Consider the following 15075-nt stretch of genomic DNA (forward strand, 5'->3'; position numbering starts at 1 on the left):
ATCATGAAAAGAAGAAATTTTTTAAAAGGCATTTTAGCGACATCATTTACCGTAATTAGCACTGCTTCGGTTTTGACACCATTGACCGCTTTAGCAAAAATAGGAGCTAAAAACCGTGACGATTGGCTAACAACAGGTTCTCATTTTGGTGCCTTTAAAATGAAACGTAAAAATGGTGTTATTGATCAAGTAAAACCATTTGATTTAGATAAATATCCAACCGATATGATCAACGGAATTAAAGGCTTAGTTTATAATCCATCACGTATTCGCTACCCTATGGTTCGCTTAGACTTTTTATTAAAAGGTCATAAAAGTGATACCAGTCAACGCGGTGATTTTCGTTTTGTTAGAGTCACTTGGGATCAAGCATTAACCTTGTTTAAACAATCACTTGATGAAATACAAACAAATTATGGCCCCTCTGGTTTACACGCAGGACAAACAGGCTGGCGTGCCACCGGGCAGTTACACTCTTGTACTAGCCACATGCAACGAGCTGTTGGTATGCACGGTAATTTTGTTAAAAAAATTGGGGATTACTCCACGGGTGCAGGTCAAACAATTTTACCTTATGTTTTAGGCTCAACCGAAGTTTATGCCCAAGGCACATCATGGCCATTAATTTTAGATAATGCTAAGACAATCGTATTATGGGCAAACGACCCTTATAAAAACTTACAAGTTGGCTGGAATGCTGAAACCCATGAAAGTTTTGAATATCTTGCTCAGCTAAAAGAAAAAGTAAAAAAAGGTGAGATCCGCGTGATCAGCATAGATCCCGTGGCATCAAAAACTCAAGATTACTTAGGTTGTGAAAAAATATATGTAAATCCACAAACAGATGTAGCCTTAATGCTCGCTATTGCGTATGAGCTTTACACCAACGACTTACATGACAAAGATTTCATAAAAGGTTACAGCTTAGGTTTTGAGCGCTTTGTGCCGTATTTAACGGGCGAAGAAGATGGCATTGCTAAAACAGTCGAATGGGCAGAAAAAATTACGGCTGTACCTGCCGACGTAATTAAAGAACTCGCTAAAACCATGGTCGCTGGTCGTACACAATTATTAATGGGTTGGTGTATTCAGCGTCAGCAACATGGTGAACAACCTTATTGGATGGCTGCTGTATTAGCGACCATGATAGGTCAAATTGGTTTACCTGGTGGTGGAATTAGTTATGGTCATCATTATTCTGGTATTGGTGTACCTTCTTCTGGCGCTGCAGCACCGGGTGCCTTTCCTCGCAATGTAGATGAAGGTCAAAAGCCGATATTTGACAGCACTGATTTTAAAGGCGCTAGTAGTACTATTCCTGTTGCCCGTTGGATAGATGCGATTTTAGAGCCGGGCAAAGTGATTGATGCCAATGGCGCTAAAGTGACTTACCCTGATATTAAAATGATGATTTTCTCAGGGAACAATCCTTGGAACCATCATCAAGATAGAAACCGTATGAAAAAAGCATTTCATAAACTGGAATGTGTGGTCAGTATCGATATCAACTGGACGGCAACCTGTCGTTTCTCAGATATTGTACTGCCAGCCTGTACTACCATGGAAAGAAACGATATCGATATTTATGGTAGTTATGCCAATCGTGGCTTGCTTGCTATGCAAAAAATGGTTGAACCATTATTTGATAGCTTATCTGACTATGAAATATTCACTCGCTTTGCCAAAGTGTTAGGCAAAGAAAAAGAATATACCCGCGGTATGAATGAGTTTGATTGGCTAACAAAATTATATAATGATTGTAAAAAAGCCAATGACGGTAAGTTTGTTATGCCTGAATTTGAGCAATTTTGGCAAGATGGATATGTACACTTTGGTGAAGGTAAGCCGTGGACTCGACATGCTGCTTTTAGAGAAGATCCTGAAATAAATCCGTTAGGCACGCCTTCTGGCATGATTGAAATACACAGTAGAAAAATAGAACGTTATCAATATGATGATTGTAAAGGCCACCCAACATGGATGGAAAAATCAGAACGCAGTCACGGTGGTCCTGGCTCAGATAAACACCCTATTTGGATGCAGTCTTGTCACCCAGACAAACGTTTGCATTCACAAATGTGTGAATCAAAAGAATATCGAGATACTTACACGGTACAAGACAGAGAGCCGGTTTATTTAAATCCAGCAGATGCTAAGCACCGTGGCATTAAAAATGGCGATGTGGTGAGAGTATTTAACGATCGAGGCCAATTACTTGCTGGCGCAGTGGTAAGTGCTAACTTCCCTGAAGGTGTTATTCGGATTCATGAGGGCGCTTGGTATGGACCCGTTGGCGATGATGGTAGTATTACGGGTGGCGCAAAAGTGGGAGCGATTTGTAGTTATGGCGATCCTAATACTTTAACGCAAGATATTGGCTCATCTAAATTAGCTCAAGCTTGTTCAGCCTATACTTGTTTAGTAGATTATGAAAAGTTTAGCGGTAAATTGCCGCCAGTAACCTCATTTCAAGGACCATTGGAGATCGGCGCATGAGTCATGTAAGCCAAGAAACAGCACAAGAAATTTCTGAAGAAAGAGAAGCAAGAGCGATAGTGTATAACTTTCTCTCCTCACTCTTTGCTAAAGAAGTCACTAGTGACTTAGTGGCACAATTAACATCAGCTCAAGGGCAAAGTTTTTTAAAATCACTTGCGCTTGATCCAAGCTTGTCTGCATCGGTAAATGAGATTAATACTAAATTAGTCAAGCTGAACAGTAAGGAATCATTACTTGAATTGGCTGCTGACTTTTGTGGTTTGTTCTTAGTCGATGGTAGAACGAGCGTGTCGCCATATGCAGGTCAATACCTTAGCGTCGAGCAAGGTGGAGAACCAAGTGAAAAACTAAGCAATGCCGCTATAAATGAGTCAGGTTCAAAAAGTAAAAAAAATAAAGCTCAACTGTTTGGTGAACTTCATCAGCAAATGACCGAATTTCTAACGGACAACAAATTACAAATACACAGTGATTTTCCAGAACCCGGCGATCATATTGCAGTTATCTTGGCTTATATTGCTCATCTGTGTGTTACCAGTGGGTCTGAACAACAACTTAATTTCATTAATAGTTATTTAATGACTTGGCTAAGTGACTTTACTCAACAAGTGAATAAGCATGATCATGGTCAGTTTTATTGTTTCGTAGCTGATTTAACGTTTGAGTGGCTAAAAGTCGATACAGAATTTTTGCTAAGCGACTAGAAGATTAATCGTTTACAGTGCTTAGCAAATTGGCAGAATATCTTACTTTATAAGGGAATAGCGTGTGCTTTCCCTTATTTTTATATGCTATTCATGCGTGCAAGTTTTAGTAGAAAGGTCATTATTGCCTTTGTTCGTACGATTTAAACAGTGGTCTAGCACCGTCTTTAAAATATAGCGTTTATAACAATACTCGCTCCTTATTATCAAATACTACGCTTACAAAGAATCCCCTCCCGCGATTACAAAAAAATAGTTGAATTTTTACAGGATAATAATGTCTCAAATTCAACTAAATAATTTTATCTTAATTATAACGTAAAACAATGTTAATATTATGTAAATATACTGATGGCATTCTATTGTTAATAATAAAAATATTGATATTATTCAATAGGAAAAAATAGAGTGTAGATGTAACAACCAACAACTAAACCGTTAAGTCATTTATGTGTTTTTAATATGATATTTAGCTAGGTTTACGAGTGGAATTCTTGCTTTATCGGCTTACTCTGTAAGAGCCTGATAACTATTCGGTGTCACCAGTACCTTTTTGCCTAACCGGTAATATATTTTGGAATAAACTTAATGAAATTTAATACCTTTGTGATCGCGTTTGTTAGCTCAGCTATCACTCTTTATAGCCAAACCAGTTCGGGAGCACCTTCCTCGGATTCAGGTGATCACATAAAGAGAACTGCAACGCAACGAATTATCAATGGTGTAGCAGCTAAAAAAGACGATTACCCGTTTATTACTGGCTTAATTGCTTCATCGACTAAAGAAGGCGGAGAAATATCACCTTTTTGTGGTGCTTCTTTTATAGGTGGTCACTATATATTAACCGCATCACATTGTGTTGATGGATCTACCGCTTCAGACATCGATGTGGTTGTTGGTGAACACAATCTTAAAGATCGCACTACCGGAGTTCGTTATAAAGTCGCGCAAATTTATATGCATGAAGACTATGACTCTGTTGCTACCAACAATGATATCGCAATACTTGAATTAGAAACGGCTATTACCAATGTTACGCCGATTAAACCCTTAACAGTAGAACTTGAATCCTTATTGAAAACAGGCGATCTATTAACGGTGATGGGCTGGGGGAACTTGTCAGTTGATGATCAGTCTTTTCCTACTGTTTTGCATAAGGTAGACGTTGCGTTATTCGACCGAGATAAGTGTAATGCTGCATATGGCGGGGGGCTTACCGAACAAATGCTTTGTGCTGGTTTTGAGTTGGGCGGTAAAGATTCATGTCAAGGTGACAGTGGTGGTCCGTTAGTGATAAATAAAAACGGAGAGTGGTATCAAGCTGGTGTCGTTAGTTTTGGTGAAGGATGTGCTGTAGCTGGTTTTCCAGGGGTGTATGCGCGTGTTTCAAAGTTCCTTGATTGGATAAAAGAAAAGAAAGCTGGCGTATCATACCAACAAAAACCTAATCCGGGTTATGTTGAAAATGGTTATGAAGACATTGCTACCTTGAAATTTAAGAATTTAAGCGCAACAGAATATACGATTACAGATATTAAGTTCACCGATTTAAACAAGGTTTCGCAGCCTACAGTTGAGACGAACAATTGTAATAGTGCAGCACTAAAGCAAAATGAGAGCTGTGAGTTTACCGTTAAAGTGACAAGCACTGAATTAGGCGAAGGGGGTTTTAATATCAGCGTTAGTACTACTCATCCAGAGAATAGCTTAGCAGAGCAATTCTTTGCTATTAATGCCCTTGAAAAAACAAGTTTAGACATGAAAACTTTACTCGATATTAATAATGACGATATTGAATGGTATTCTGGCGGTGATGCAGTTTGGCAAGCACAAACGACTCAAGTACTCAGAGGTGATAATGCCGTCGAATCGGGCGATATTATCAATTCACAGAATTCAGTCTTACTAGCGATTATTAAAAATCCTGAAGTTAACGATTTTTCGTTTAACTATATAGTACAAGCTGAAGAAGGCTATGATGGTCTAAAAATAGCGCTTAATGGTCGTAAAACAGAGTTTTTCGCAACGGGTGTAACACAAACCATATTTAAAGAAGAAAAAGTTGTTTTAACCCCTGGTACTGATCGAATTGCTTTTATCTTTTCAAAAGATGAGACGGATGATGATGCTGAGGTAGGTTTTAATAAAGCCTATATTGATCTTGTACAAAATAGTACAACGAACACTGCTCCTGTTATTAACTTATCTAAGAGCATTTATGCAGTAAAAGTTCAGAAGGAAGTGTCATTAGATGCGTCTAAAAGTGCAGATGAGGAGGGTGATACTCTTCATTTTAAATGGGAGTTAGTTGGCGATAAACTCGGCTCTGTGCTTAATAATGCTACTTCAGCTCAAGCAACGTTTGTTGCAGGTGATAAAGCAGGTAACGTTACCTTTAAAGTAATCGTTACGGACCAGCAGGGTGCTACTTCAAGTAAAGTGGGAAGTGTAACCATCACTAAAGATACTACCGAGACTAAAGATACTGTAGAGGCCAAAAAGAGCGGCGGTGCAGGAGCTTTTATACTGCTATTCTCGTTGTTATTTTTATCACTAAGAAGTCGTAAGTAATAATATTTTGTTAGAGTGGGCACTGTTCGTTCCCCACTCATTTATCTTTTTATTAAGGAAATTTATGAGTAAATCAATAAAGTCTACTCAGAGCATGCTGCTATTATTGCTTGCTATGACAACATCAGCTTGCTCAGCTATATCAGCAGAAGAAAAGAAAGATAACGTGGCCACACAAGCTAACTCTCTTGAAGTTATTTATGGTTTTGATATCAAAGCTGATGGTTTATGGTTTTTAGTGAAGTCTAATGGCTGTACTAGCGAGAAAAATTTTAACTTACGATTAAAGCGCCTAGATAATGATACCGCAGAAGCCAGTCTCTTCCGCACAAAACGCGATTTATGCCGAGGTTTACCTAGGTTGGTAAGTATTGAAATGCCAATCAATGATAGCAATATTACTGGTAGCCAGTTTACAGCGAGCAATCCTTTTTCAGTTAAACCCGTAAGTAAAAAGAAAAAGATGTAGTTCACATAGTTGAAGTTCCCTTACTGGCTAACGACTGCAAGTCACTAGGGAACCAATAGCTGTGATGATTTGATAACCTATCCAATTTAGAAACTAATTGATAACACAGATGACCATGAGGTTTAGGACTTTGTTTTAGATACCTAGGTGTCTTAGTAAAGTTATCAATAAAATCAAGAAAACGTCGGCTAGTAGTATTTTTTTGTTGTTATTGGAAATAATCATTTTTAAGCCCATACTCTATGGAACAGACAATTCAATAGGAAGTAATATGGATATAGAGCAAAAAGATAAAGGAGTGATAGCAGTACTCCTCAAACGTTTTGAACATGAACGCTACCCAAGAATTAAACAGCTCGAAGAGAAAGTTGGTAACGGTGCTGTACTCGAACAACATGATCTAACCTACCTAGAGCAGGTCTTAATGGACACCCACCAAGTTATCGCCATTGTAACTCGACACCCTGAATATGGGGCGTTGGCTAAAGAGACTCTACTGATGTACGAAGAAATCATGACTAAATCTCAATTAAATAGTAACAAAGTTTCATCAAATTAGAGCATTGCTGAAATCCCTTCAGTTTTTAAATTTATAGTAGTGCACTCGGCTATTTGTGGGCGAATACGCCTAAACTAGTTAGTAACGTTCATTAGTTAAATGATTTTTAAGCTAAATATGGCGCTCAATTTTGAGTGTCAGTTTAGCGTCTTAATCGTTGACTGTGCAGCCAAATGTTTTTCCTCCTGTCACATTCCAATTAATTTGTGCCTTTCAAACTCATTACATCGAAATATAGCTGTTGTTAATTTTATTTCTTAAATCAAATATCAATAAATAGGATTCGTTGGATGAATTATTAGTTATTAATTCATCCAACGAGACCATAAATTTATCACTGATTTGGGTCTAATAATACTTCTTCTATTTACTTCTTAATTGCAGTTTACTTTAACAAGCTAGGTTGAATAAATATTTAGATGCTTGTAATTATGGTCTAGATGATAGAGAGTAGAGTTTATTATCAGCTTGATAAACAAGGTAAATGATAGGTTATATTATGAAACATGATGTAGTTTTACTGGCAGTTTTAATATTAGTTATAAGCTTATCAAGTAAGCCGATTTTGGCTCAGACATTCACTTTTTCCCAAGCATGGAAAACTGTACTGCAAGAAAGTGACGCACTCGCGGCAGAAAAACAAAATATTGAACGATCTCAATATTTACAGGAAGCCGCAAGTGACCTGTTATTACCCAGTATTTCTATAGGGGCAAACTACACGCGTTTAGACCATGCCGTTAGAGTTAGACCTTCTGAAGTGATAGCGAGCATGCCTATTGATAGTATCAATGAAGCCTTTGGTATCACGACAGATAACTTAGATAGCTTTTTTACTTCGACTTTATCTGAACGTGATATTTTCACTAGTTCAATCCGTGCTTTATGGCCTGTTTACACAGGAGGACGTGTCAGTGCTGTTCAAGGAATTGCTAAAGCCCAAAATGATGAAGCAAGTCATTTACTGACGATGAAACAGCTAGAAAAATTTGAAGACTTAGTGAAGTATTATTTTGCAGTAGTACTTTCTGAGCAAGTACTTCAAACGAGAATAGATGTAGAGCAAGGTTTAAAGACGCACTATGAAAATGCTGTAAAACTAGAAGAACAAGGGCAAATAAATAAACTAGAACGTTTACAAGCACAGGTTTCATTAGATAAATCACAAGTAGAGCGAAAAAAATCACTTCGAGATGCTGAAATCGCACAAATCGCCTTAGGTCGATTACTTAAAACCCGAGCAAAAATCACGCCTACAACGACACTATTCATTAATGAATCATTACCTCAAATGTCTAACTATTTAGATAAATCACTAGCTGATTTCCCAGCACTAAAAATGCTTGATTCTAAAGAGAAACAAGCAGTCGGATTAATCGAGATAGAGAAAGGTAAATATTATCCGGAAGTTTATCTTTATGGAAACTATAACTTGTATGAGGAAGATAACTTAGCTTCTCAAATCGCACCTGATTGGGAAATCGGGGTTGGGGTCAAGATCCCTATTCTCGATACCTCTGGTCGTTCAGGAAAAATGAAAGCAGCGCATAGTTCAGTAATGCAAATAAAATATCTTAAAGCACAAGCCGTACAAGATTTATCTGTTTTGGTGGAAAAAGCCTACCGAGAAGCAAATCAATCTCTAGAAGAATATCAAGGTCTTGCATCAAGTTTAGCCTTAGCAAATGAAAACTTAAGGTTACGCACTAAAGCCTTTAAACAGGGGGTATCAACATCAATAGATGTCGTGGATGCAGAATTATTTGTTGCGAGTATAAGAACCCAACGCTTTGTTGCCGCGTATCAATACATGTTATCTCTTTCTAAGCTACTCGCATTAAGCGTAGACATTCATAACTTTAAACATTATCAATCTTATCAAGGTATAGAGGTTAAATAGTGATGCACAATTTGAAAAAAACAAGCAGAACTTGGCCAATAATTTTAATGATAATCGCTTTAGTGATTTGGCTGATTTATACTTTTTATCAAGCTTATCAGCCACTCCCTGAAAGAATACAAGGTCAGATTGAGGCGCAAAACTTTAGTATATCTTCGAAAATACCTGGTCGAATAGAGCAAGTACTTGTCAGAAAAGGGGATAAAGTATCAAGGGGACAGATGATATTCACCCTGTTAAGTCCTGAGATACAAGCAAAACTTCAACAAGCAAAAGCAGGTGAAAAAGCAGCTGGGGCATTAGCTGAACAAGCGGAAAAAGGTGCAAGAATTCAGGAGATAGCCGCAGCTAAAACTCAGTGGGAAAAAGCAAAAGCAGCGAATGAGTTAATGGAAAAAACCTATAACCGAGTCAATAACTTATTTAACGATGGTATTGTCGCCGAGCAAAAGCGTGATGAAGTTTATACGCAATGGCAAGCGGCAAAATATAATGAAGGCTCCGCTTATCAAATGTATGCCCTAACTAAAGAAGGCGCACGCGACGAAGTAAAAAGAGCGGCAAAAGAAAAAGAGAATATGGCCGCTGGTGCTGTAGCCGAAGTTGAGGCTTACATTGCAGATACTAAAATAGAAAGCTGGCATAACGGTGAAGTCAGTCAGGTATTACTTCAAGAAGGAGAATTAGCCCCTCAAGGTTTTCCTGTCGTTACTATTGTAGATATAAATGACGCATGGGCCATTTTTCATATTAGAGAAGATAAATTGAAAGACTTCCCTAAAGGGCAAAAAATAGAAGTGGCCATTCCAGCGCTAGGCGAGGGGAATTTTACTTTTGAAATATCGCATATTTCTGTTATGGGTGACTTTGCTACTTGGCGAGCAACAGATAGCGCTCAAGGCTTTGATATGAGAACGTTTGAAGTTGAAGCGAGACCACTTGAGCACATTCCTTTGTTAAGAGTCGGTATGACTGTATTACTAACCAGTGTGACTAAATAGTAACGTGAAGCTATTACAAACCATTAAAAATGAATGGCAATTAATTTGTCATGATGCTTGGTTAAAAGCATTGCTTTTTTGGTTGCCAGTAATACTTGCTATCGCGATATGGGGCGTATTCTCTGCAGGTATTGCGCGCGATTTACCTATTGGTGTAGTAGATCATGACAACAGTTCAGTATCACGTTCGCTCATACGATATTATAATGCCAGTCCTACCTTAGCCGTAGTAAAGCATTTTAACTCCATGGAGCATGCCAATGCAGCCCTTAGAGAAGGGAGTATCTATGCGTTAGTCATTATTCCAAATTCCTTAGAAAAAAACACCTTGTTGGGCAAAATGCCTCAAGTGACAGCCTTTTATAATAGTCAGTTCATTTTGATTGGTAAGTTAATTAATTCGGCCATGCTAAGTGCTCATGGCACTTATGTCGCCCAAATAGAAACCTTTAAAAACTTAGCAAATACGCGTGGCAACGTAAAACAAGCGATAGGGGAAGCACTACCTATTTCGTCACAAATATCGCCATTATTTAATGCTAATACGCATTATGGTCAATTTCTTGTTACTGCGGTTATTCCTGCTATGTGGCAAATTATTATTATTGCGACTATCGTACTTGTCTGGGCAAGACCTCTGCAAAATTCTTCATTAGAACAATGGCTTGCTCATCTTAATTTTAATGAAGAACTGAAAAGGTTAATCCCGTATATTTTAATTTTTTGGATGCAGGGTATTATATATCTCAGTGTGTTTTACGGCACACTTCAGTGGCCCATGCATGGAAGTTGGCTTTTATTGATATTAGCTCAATTTTTCTTGGTCCTAGCCTGCGCAAGTGTTGCGACGTTATTTTTCTTTATTACCCTTGATGTCACACGTGCCATGAGTTTGGTGGCGGGATTCGCAGCCCCTGCATTTGCTTTTATGGGCGTCACATTTCCAACAACCGATATGCCTTTATTAGCGCAACTGTGGCGGGCCTTATTACCTATTAGTCATTATATAACCGTACAAATTCAGCAGGTGAATTATGCAACAACCCTTAATCATAGTATTGGAAGCTTTGTTGCTTTAATCACTTTTGTGAGTGGCTTGTATATTGCAAAATTACTGGTTGAGAAACGCCAACGCTTAAATAGTTTACATGAAGCAAAGAAAGAAATTATCGAAAAAGGTTGTAATTTATGACTTGGAAACGATTAATAAGTTGCGAATTTTACGCTATCTTCACTAATATTCCTTTACTCGTTACCGTATTTGGCGGCGTGATCATTTATTCATTTCTCTACCCTTTGCCTTATATTAACCAAACGCCACAAGAACAAAGTATTGCTGTGATTAATTTGGATGATAGCCAATTAAGTCGCACTATTGAGCGCATGGCTAATGCTACACCACAAGTTAATATTACCCAGCAAGTCTATAGTATTGAAGAAGCGAAGGCCTTGCTCATTGAGGGACATATAACGGGGTTTCTTCTGATCCCGCAACATTTTTATCGTGATTTACTTCTTGAGAAAAGCCCACATTTACTTTTTGCAGGCAACGCTTCGTATTTTTTAGTTTATGGTACTGTCATTGAAGGGCTGGTTCGTTCAACATCAACGTTAGCAGCTGAAGTTAAAGTAAGTCGAATGGTGATGCGAGGAGATAATATTGCTTTAGCTTCTTCACAGTATTCCGCAATTGGTTTGAATCTTAAACCCACTTTTAACGCTAGTTTAGGGTATTTAAACTATATTGTTCCAGCTGTATTTGTCTTAATTTTACATCAAACCTTGCTTATTGCTTTGGGCCTACTCACTGCTGGACAGTATGAAAATAAAGTGAAATCACAACCAATTTCAAAATTACAATCAAGTTACTGGCTTATTTATCCTGTTTGGCGAGTTTTGCTTGTTCGCTCATTATTGATGTTGACTATTTATTTAGTGTTGTTCAGCTTTTATTTTGGGTACAGTTTTGAAAGTTATGGTATCAATCGCTTAGCCACCATTCCTGATTTGATGACACTGGCTTTTCCTTTTTTACTTTCTGTGATTTTTTTAGGTACTGTCGTTGGTTTATTAATACCAAGAAAGGAGCTAGCAACGCTTGTTGTATTATTAAGCTCGCTTCCTTTAGTATTCTCAGCTGGTTTTATATGGCCTACATCCAACATGCCTACAGTGATTAATATCATTACTCAATTCTTTCCATCAACGCCAGCAATTAATGGTTTTTTGCGGTTAAATCAGATGGGAGATAGCATTGATAATTTAGTACAAATTCAAATGCAGCTTTGGTCATTAACATTATTGTATGCCATGATTGCTGGTGTATTGATGACTAAAAAGCAAGGTGAACTCAATAGAATGATTAAATCGAGTTGATGATAGAAAGGCTAATCTTCATTAACTGAGCAGTACAACCTTTGCACTACCCGCGTTAACGGATGGTCAACTATCTTCTGTTACTGTGTTAATTTCAGTTAGAATCATTCGGTTTAGTAATCATAATTTTGAGCGCATACTTGAAGCGTTAATGTTGTTTCTCGATGTTTTAGCCTAGCGTGCTAATGACTGCTTTGATTCCAACTAATAACATCTGAACGCCTATGACAGCTAAAATTAACCCCATCAATCGAGTAACAATACTCAAGCCACTTTTACCTATAGCGGCTAAAATACGCGAACTAAAGATAAAACAAATAAAGGTAATTAGGCATAAAGCTGCAAATACTGAGAGGGTGATTATTATTTCCATCCATCCGTTAGATGATGAATAATTCATTGCTGTGGCAATGGTGCCTGGTCCTGCAAGAAGTGGCACAGCCAATGGAGACACTGCTACATCAGAATCAGAGCTATCATCACCTTGGGTATGATGAAGCTTAGAACCGGAACCTTGAAGCATATGGTAACCGACAATAAAGACTAATATACCACCGGTTATTCGCAGCGCTGGGAGCGTTATACCAAATAAGTGAAAGATTGATTTACCTAAAATTGCAAAGCTAGCAATAACTATAAAGGTAATAATTAAGGCCTTAGCTGCAATTTTTCTCTGTTCAAGCTTATTTTTATCTCCGGTTAATCCTGCGAAAACTGCGGTGTTGGCGATAGGGTTCATTATGGCAAAAAAAGCCATGAAAACGGTTAATGCATGTTCCATTAATAAATTCATTTTATCTCATTTTTTTGATATGTATTCTCGCGCTTGAATAATAGAACTGCATTAATCAGCCATATGACTACTTTGTTATTTTTAATAGTGTTGGCAGTCTAATAGTAATTAAGTGTTTAACTCTAATACTTCCAATTTTGTTTTAATAAAGTCACTGTGCGGTACATGTAGTAAATCTGAAATTTGGCGAATGGAATGTTCTTCATAAATACTGATTTTTTGATCGGCTAATGCTACCTCCCAAAGAGTCTTCACCAGTTGAACGCGTTGTTGGCCACTATAATTTTCATTAATTAACTTAACAAACGGGTAAAGCGAGGTAACATCTTCACCGTGGGCGGTTGCATGCTCAACCAGTGAATCAAGCTTTTGTCCTGATAAATTAAAGGATTTTCCGAGTGCGACTTTAATTGCCTGTTGTTCAATAGATGATTTCTCTAAACTTGCTCTATTAACTTCGATGAGTAATATAGCAGCGGCTAACTGAATTTTATCTTGTGTATCTTCTTGGTCATTAATTTTTAGCTCTTGGCTAAAGAAGTTTTTAAGTTTTGTTAACATGTTTATTCCTTATTTTTTGGCAGTATGAGCGAGGCGCCTAGCCCTTTCAATTTATCGGTTTAAAAGTACTAACGATAATGCCTTATAACGGTAAATGGGCACTTCAGTCTGATTACTAGTATACCTAATTGCATTATCAGCGATATTTTCAATAGCTTAAAATAGTAAATCACTATGATGGATGGCTAACACTTCGACATCGTTCTAATCTAACATCACAGTGATTATTATGTTTATTTAGGCGTAACAGCAAATTCAATTCTGTTACCACTTGGCTCTCTTATCATCATATGAATAGTTGGACCATCACCGTTAGGCTCAGGTGAAAATTCAATAATGACACCATCTGTCTTTTTACAACGTTCATATAGCGTATTTAAATCTTCTATACTGGCAACACTTAAGGCTAAATGGTGCAGACCAACGTTATTTTTCCTGTCAAAGGCGATACTTTCTTCTGGCTGTGTTACTTGCCAGAGTGTCAAAAATAGTTTGCCATCAGTGACAAATTTTGACGGATAATCATCATAACCACCAACGACTTTCCAACCCAATGTCTCTGTAAAAAACTGTGTAGATTTTTCTAAATTGGAGACCGTTAAACCTAAATGGTTTATGCCTTGGGTTATTGGGTTATCAAGTTTGTTTATCGCCGAGTTAGCCACTGCGTTATTAGTAGTAATAAGTGATGTGATAAAAAATAACGCTATAAAACTTTTATTCATATTGAATTCCATTAATACACTGTATTTCAATAGACCGTTGATAACGTCAGTTGTTTCAAAAATTTATTATTAATAAATTATAAAACGATTTTTTTAAAAGTAACTTTTAAAATGGTAACAATGTGTTTGTAGAATGTTTTACTTAGAGAACATCGCTAGCTTCTATCTAATAACAGCACCTTTTCATATCATAAAGTATTGACTGTTTTAGCAACGAGTTAGTAGATAGGGGACGTTGAATGGCTAAATAATAATTTAGTCTGGGATGTTTAAGGCATCAATACAGGTATAATCCGACTAGTAAGCCTGTTAGGGTTTTAGTTACACAAATTTATATTAATTAAATGAGAAAAATAATGTTTAGTACCGTTTTTGTTGCAGGATATGGAAATTCGACAGAGGGACATTGGCAGAATTCATGGTGCAAAATAACAAAAAATAGTTATTGGGTTGAACAAGAGGATTGGAACAATCCAAATTGTGTTGATTGGATAGAAAGTCTTAATGCGCTTGTTCAATCTATAGATGGGCCTATTCTCTTAGTGAGCCATAGTTTGGGTGGCAGCACCATTGTAGAATGGAGTAAAAAGTACTCTGCCAATATAATTGGTGCATTTATGGTAGCGGTACCAGATGTACAGTGTGAGCACTTTCCAAAGGAGATATCAGGCTATCAATTACCTCCATTAGAGAAGTTACCCTTTCCTAGTATGCTTTTGGCAAGTACAAATGACCCATACTCGACACTTGATAGATCTAAGTACTTTGTTGATATTTGGGGGAGCGATTTAACTATTGTTGGTGATTTGAAGCATGTTAATGCAGATTCAAATATTGGTGAGTGGTCATATGGCTTAAATCTCCTTAACAAATTTATTACCTCGATAGACTCTAAAATCGATTAGAAATAAGCAATA

General features: G+C 37.4%; 13 protein-coding genes. 10 read left to right on the forward strand and 3 right to left on the reverse strand.

Going from position 1 to position 15075, the window contains the following annotated elements:
• Nucleotides 1–3 precede the first annotated feature (3 nt).
• The 9 genes from torA to CPS_RS08150 all read left to right on the forward strand — a co-directional run bounded on the left by torA (nucleotide 4) and on the right by CPS_RS08150 (nucleotide 12079).
• Complete coding sequence (gene torA / locus CPS_RS08110; RefSeq protein WP_011042657.1) at nucleotides 4–2496, forward strand: trimethylamine-N-oxide reductase TorA; 2493 nt, start codon at nucleotides 4–6, stop codon at nucleotides 2494–2496.
• The gene (gene torD, locus CPS_RS08115) at nucleotides 2493–3203 is read left to right on the forward strand and encodes a molecular chaperone TorD (protein WP_011042658.1); all 711 of its coding nucleotides are present in this window, start codon (nucleotides 2493–2495) and stop codon (nucleotides 3201–3203) included. Before torA ends, torD begins: the two co-directional genes overlap by 4 nt.
• A 588-nt stretch (nucleotides 3204–3791) precedes the next feature.
• The gene (locus CPS_RS22835; protein WP_011042659.1) at nucleotides 3792–5774 is read left to right on the forward strand and encodes a S1 family peptidase; all 1983 of its coding nucleotides are present in this window, start codon (nucleotides 3792–3794) and stop codon (nucleotides 5772–5774) included.
• 64 nt (nucleotides 5775–5838) lie between these two features.
• Entirely contained in the window at nucleotides 5839–6243 is a 405-nt protein-coding gene (locus tag CPS_RS08125; protein WP_011042660.1) for a hypothetical protein, read from the forward strand.
• 271 nt (nucleotides 6244–6514) lie between these two features.
• Nucleotides 6515–6802 carry a hypothetical protein gene (locus CPS_RS08130; protein ID WP_011042662.1) on the forward strand — a complete coding sequence of 96 codons (288 nt, stop codon included), beginning with the start codon at nucleotides 6515–6517 and terminating at the stop codon, nucleotides 6800–6802.
• A gap of 499 nt (nucleotides 6803–7301) precedes the next feature.
• A complete protein-coding gene (locus CPS_RS08135) occupies nucleotides 7302–8702 on the forward strand; it encodes a TolC family protein (protein WP_011042663.1) in 1401 nt (466 codons plus the stop codon).
• 2 nt (nucleotides 8703–8704) lie between these two features.
• Nucleotides 8705–9703, forward strand: a complete 999-nt coding sequence (locus tag CPS_RS08140; protein WP_011042664.1) for an HlyD family secretion protein — start codon at nucleotides 8705–8707, stop codon at nucleotides 9701–9703.
• 4 nt (nucleotides 9704–9707) lie between these two features.
• Nucleotides 9708–10895, forward strand: coding sequence for an ABC transporter permease (locus CPS_RS08145; RefSeq protein ID WP_011042665.1), 1188 nt, complete (start codon nucleotides 9708–9710; stop codon nucleotides 10893–10895).
• Nucleotides 10892–12079 carry an ABC transporter permease gene (locus CPS_RS08150; protein WP_011042666.1) on the forward strand — a complete coding sequence of 396 codons (1188 nt, stop codon included), beginning with the start codon at nucleotides 10892–10894 and terminating at the stop codon, nucleotides 12077–12079. Before CPS_RS08145 ends, CPS_RS08150 begins: the two co-directional genes overlap by 4 nt.
• Before the next feature lie 169 nt (nucleotides 12080–12248).
• Here the strand turns inward: CPS_RS08150 and CPS_RS08155 are convergent, their stop codons facing one another.
• The 3 genes from CPS_RS08155 to CPS_RS08165 form a co-directional block, all read right to left on the reverse strand.
• Entirely contained in the window at nucleotides 12249–12872 is a 624-nt protein-coding gene (locus CPS_RS08155) for a MarC family protein (RefSeq protein ID WP_011042668.1), read from the reverse strand.
• 108 nt (nucleotides 12873–12980) lie between these two features.
• The gene (locus tag CPS_RS08160; RefSeq protein ID WP_011042669.1) at nucleotides 12981–13433 is read right to left on the reverse strand and encodes a TerB family tellurite resistance protein; all 453 of its coding nucleotides are present in this window, start codon (nucleotides 13431–13433) and stop codon (nucleotides 12981–12983) included.
• 233 nt (nucleotides 13434–13666) lie between these two features.
• Nucleotides 13667–14158: a VOC family protein gene (locus tag CPS_RS08165; protein ID WP_081428704.1), complete on the reverse strand. Its 492-nt coding sequence runs from the start codon at nucleotides 14156–14158 to the stop codon at nucleotides 13667–13669.
• A gap of 356 nt (nucleotides 14159–14514) precedes the next feature.
• Between CPS_RS08165 and CPS_RS08170 the strand changes: the two genes are divergently transcribed.
• Nucleotides 14515–15063: an RBBP9/YdeN family alpha/beta hydrolase gene (locus tag CPS_RS08170; protein ID WP_011042671.1), complete on the forward strand. Its 549-nt coding sequence runs from the start codon at nucleotides 14515–14517 to the stop codon at nucleotides 15061–15063.
• Nucleotides 15064–15075: the final 12 nt, after the last annotated feature.

Origin of the sequence: Colwellia psychrerythraea 34H (assembly GCF_000012325.1) — a bacterium.
Classification (GTDB): Bacteria; Pseudomonadota; Gammaproteobacteria; order Enterobacterales; family Alteromonadaceae; genus Colwellia; species Colwellia psychrerythraea_A.

What these genes read in the sequence shown, in the direction of transcription:
- CPS_RS08170 (WP_011042671.1), top strand. Translation starts at nt 14,515, where the DNA reads ATGTTTAGTACCGTTTTTGTTGCAGGATATGGAAATTCGACAGAGGGA.
- torA (WP_011042657.1), top strand. Translation starts at nt 4, where the DNA reads ATGAAAAGAAGAAATTTTTTAAAAGGCATTTTAGCGACATCATTTACC.
- CPS_RS08155 (WP_011042668.1), bottom strand. Translation starts at nt 12,872, where the DNA reads ATGAATTTATTAATGGAACATGCATTAACCGTTTTCATGGCTTTTTTT.
- CPS_RS22835 (WP_011042659.1), top strand. Translation starts at nt 3,792, where the DNA reads ATGAAATTTAATACCTTTGTGATCGCGTTTGTTAGCTCAGCTATCACT.
- CPS_RS08130 (WP_011042662.1), top strand. Translation starts at nt 6,515, where the DNA reads ATGGATATAGAGCAAAAAGATAAAGGAGTGATAGCAGTACTCCTCAAA.
- CPS_RS08125 (WP_011042660.1), top strand. Translation starts at nt 5,839, where the DNA reads ATGAGTAAATCAATAAAGTCTACTCAGAGCATGCTGCTATTATTGCTT.
- CPS_RS08150 (WP_011042666.1), top strand. Translation starts at nt 10,892, where the DNA reads ATGACTTGGAAACGATTAATAAGTTGCGAATTTTACGCTATCTTCACT.
- torD (WP_011042658.1), top strand. Translation starts at nt 2,493, where the DNA reads ATGAGTCATGTAAGCCAAGAAACAGCACAAGAAATTTCTGAAGAAAGA.
- CPS_RS08165 (WP_081428704.1), bottom strand. Translation starts at nt 14,158, where the DNA reads ATGAATAAAAGTTTTATAGCGTTATTTTTTATCACATCACTTATTACT.
- CPS_RS08140 (WP_011042664.1), top strand. Translation starts at nt 8,705, where the DNA reads ATGCACAATTTGAAAAAAACAAGCAGAACTTGGCCAATAATTTTAATG.
- CPS_RS08135 (WP_011042663.1), top strand. Translation starts at nt 7,302, where the DNA reads ATGAAACATGATGTAGTTTTACTGGCAGTTTTAATATTAGTTATAAGC.
- CPS_RS08160 (WP_011042669.1), bottom strand. Translation starts at nt 13,433, where the DNA reads ATGTTAACAAAACTTAAAAACTTCTTTAGCCAAGAGCTAAAAATTAAT.